This is a genomic window from Anaerolineae bacterium, assembly GCA_011176535.1.
Lineage (GTDB): Bacteria > Chloroflexota > Anaerolineae > Anaerolineales > DRMV01 > DUEP01.
Map to the genome: position 1 here is coordinate 1 of DUEP01000048.1, position 3,276 is coordinate 3,276.

General features: G+C 64.9%; 4 protein-coding genes. All 4 read left to right on the forward strand.

From position 1 onward, the window contains the following. Positions 1–54: 54 nt before the first annotated feature. On the forward strand, positions 55–441 hold the full coding sequence (locus G4O04_05825; GenBank protein HEY58037.1) for a phage holin family protein: 387 nt from the start codon (positions 55–57) through the stop codon (positions 439–441). A 62-nt stretch (positions 442–503) separates the two neighbouring features. Beyond that, positions 504–1,349, forward strand: coding sequence for an AmmeMemoRadiSam system protein B (gene amrB, locus G4O04_05830; GenBank protein HEY58038.1), 846 nt, complete (start codon positions 504–506; stop codon positions 1,347–1,349). A 7-nt stretch (positions 1,350–1,356) separates the two neighbouring features. Further along, positions 1,357–2,727 carry an HlyC/CorC family transporter gene (locus G4O04_05835; GenBank protein ID HEY58039.1) on the forward strand — a complete coding sequence of 457 codons (1,371 nt, stop codon included), beginning with the start codon at positions 1,357–1,359 and terminating at the stop codon, positions 2,725–2,727. Continuing rightward, positions 2,724–3,276, forward strand: a 553-nt coding sequence (locus G4O04_05840) for a hypothetical protein (GenBank protein HEY58040.1), incomplete at its 3' end; no start/stop codon positions are given. The genes G4O04_05835 and G4O04_05840, both read left to right, overlap by 4 nt.

The window sequence follows — 3,276 nt, forward strand, 5'->3', positions numbered from 1 at the left end:
CGGGTGACAAATGTCATATCCTCGGCCTGAGTTTCCTTCTCCAGGAGGAGCACGATGTCCTTTGTGGTACGTTGGTTGATCAATGCCCTGACGCTGTTCGTGGCCGTCAAACTGGTGCCCGGGATTCATCCTCAAACCGAACACTGGACCGCGTTCTTGTGGCTGGGGTTGATTTTTGGCCTGGTCAACGCTTTGTTGCGTCCGGTGTTGAAGCTCCTGACCTGCCCTTTCATTTTGCTCACTTTGGGGCTGTTCACCCTGGTGATCAACGCTTTGCTCTTCTGGCTGGCCGGTTGGATCGGCTGGCATTTTGGTGTGGGGTTCCGGGTGGAGAGTTTCTGGGCGGCTTTGTTAGGGGCGTTGGTGAGTTCCCTGGTTTCTATAGCCGTCGCCCTGTTCATCCGGGATGAGGCAAACCGGGGGAGGGGCGTGATAGAATAAAAACGGCCAGTTGTTGCCAGCCCGAGGCCCTCTGGCGGATTCCCCTGGGTAGGAGGTGAACGATGGTGCTCGCCGATGTTCGCCCTTCGCCGCTGGCCGGTCAGTGGTATCCGGCCTCTCCTTCGGCCCTGGCGCAGATGGTGGACCACTTTTTGGACCGTGCCCAAGAGGCCATGCCGGCGTTGACGGGAGAGGTGGTGGGCTTGGTTGCCCCTCATGCCGGTTATCTCTACTCCGGGCCGGTGGCGGGGTACGCTTTTGCCGCGGTGCGCGGCCGGGCCTATGACTTGGTGGCCGTGGTGTCTCCCATGCATTATCCGGCCCGGGGGCCTTTGTTGACCTCCGGCCACCAGGCCTATGCCACCCCGTTGGGCCCTGTGCCAGTGGATCAGACGGCGGTGGACGCCTTGAGCACTTGTTTGCGGGAGCGATACGGCCTTTCGATTTTCCCCGTCCGCGAAGATACGGAGCACGCTTTGGAGATCGAACTGCCTTTCTTGCAGCGGGCGCTGGCTCAACCGTTTCGTCTGTTGCCCGTGATGGTACGTGACCAGTCGCGGGCGGTGGCGGAGGGTCTGGGGCATGCGCTGGCCGAGGTGCTGCGGGAGCACAACACCCTGCTGGTGGCCAGCACGGATCTCTCGCACTACTATCCGCAGCCTGTGGCCGAGGCCCTGGACCACGAGATGCTGCGCCGCATCGAGGCCTTTGACCCCGAAGAAGTGTTCCGCGCCGAGGAGGAAGGCAAAGGCTTTGCCTGCGGCAAGGGAGCCCTGGCCGCCGTGATGTGGGCCGCCCGGGACCTGGGGGCCACCCACGCCCAAGTGTTGCACTACGCCACCTCGGGCGATACCTCCGGAGACTACAGTGCCGTGGTCGGTTATGGGGCCGCGGTGTTCCTGAATTGAGTGGACTGTGACGATGCTCCTCAACTTTTCTCTCATCTTTTTCCTCATCGCTCTCAACGGCTTTTTCGTCTCGGTGGAGTTTGCCGTGGTGGCGGCGCGCAAGGCGCGCCTGGAGACCTTGGCCATGCCGGACAGTCGCGCTGCTGCCATTGTGCGCACCTGGCTGGAAAGCCCTGCCGCCCGCGACCGGCTCATCGCGGCTGCGCAACTGGGCATCACCATCGTCAGCCTGGCTTTGGGCGCTGTGGGGGACCGCACTTTCGAGGCCCTGCTGGCGCCGTTGTTCCACGATCTGGCCTTGCCGCCGGCCCTGGCCTTGGTGAAGCGCGTGTTGCCGGTGGTGCCGTTAGCCGCTTCGTTGACCTTGGTCACCATCCTCCATGTGGTGTTTGGCGAGCAGGTGCCCAAGGTGGCTGCCCTGCACGCCCCGGAACGCTTCGCGCTGTTGGCGGCGCAGCCCATGTACCTTTTTGCCCGCACTTTCCACTGGTTCGTGGTTGCCCTGGATTGGGCCACGCAGATGGTGTTGCGCCTGCTGGGGCTGGATACTTCGCAGGTGAGCCACGGCACGGTGTACACCCTGGAGGAACTCAAGCAAATTGTGGCCGAGTCGGGAGAGGTCGGCGTGATCCCTGCCGAGGGTGGCGAGATTCTGCACGCCGTGCTGGACTTCGGCGAACTGGTCGTCCGACAGGTTATGGTGCCGCGCACCGAGATCATCGCCCTGCGCGCCGAGACGCCCTTGCGGGAGGTGCTCCGCCTGGCTGCCCAACATGGCGTGACCAAATTCCCCGTCTACGGCAGGGATCTGGACGACATCCTGGGGATTTTGCACATCAAGGATTTGCTGCGGCATCTGGAGGATCCGGCCTTCGAGCGGCTCACTGCTCAGGAGTTCGCCCGCGAAGCCCTGTTCGTGCCCGAAACGTTGCCTGTCAACGCGCTGCTGGTTCAGTTCCGCGAACGGAAGCAGCACATCGCCATCGTCATCGACGAGTATGGCGGCACCGCCGGGCTGGTGACTCTGGAAGACCTCATCGAGGAAATTGTGGGCGACATTGAGGACTTCTTCGACCGCTCCGCCGGCCCGGCGATCCAGCCGCTGCCCGATGGCAGCGTGCTCATCGACGGCCTGACCCTGATCGAGGATGTGAACGGAAAGTTGGGGTTGCATCTGGAAGACCCCAACTACGATACCATTGCCGGTTATGTGCTGGGTCGCCTGGGGCACATCCCCAAGACGGGGGAGGCGGTCGAGTTGGCTGACGGGCGACGGCTGCGGGTGCTGGCCATGGACGGCTTACGCATCGCCAAGTTGCGCCTGGAGCAGGCCGTCCACCCGCAAAACGAACCCGAAGAGGCCCAGGCGGAAGGATGACCCCAACGCGCTTTGTGGAAGTCGTCGTGTACGCCCCCCGTGTGTTGGGGGCGTTTCATTACCATGTGCCTCCCGCGTTGGCCGGGGCCGTGCAGGTGGGCCAACTGGTGGAGGTGCCCTTTGGTCGCCAGCGCATGCACGGCGTGGTGGTCGCCGAGGTCGAGACGCCCGAGGTGCCGGTGACCCGGCCGGTAACCGCTGTGGTGGACCCCGAGGCCGTGCTCACCCCGGCGCAGATTGCCCTGGCCCGCCGGATGGCCGAGGCCATGCTGGCCCCTCTGAGCGCCTGCGTGGCCCTCATGCTGCCGCCAGGGGTGGCCCAGCAGGCCGAGCGCGAGTACGCCCTGACGCCCGAGGCACCTGCCGAGCCACCCGCCGACCTTGGCCCCACCGCCCGTCGCTTGCTGGCCCTCTTGCGCGAGCGCGGCCCGTTGCGCAGCCGCCAGATCGACCGTCGCATGCCCCGCCGGTTGTGGCAACCGGCGGCCGAGCGCCTGTTACGCCGGGGGTGGCTCATCGCCCGCCCGGTGCTGGCCCGGCCCCGTGTGC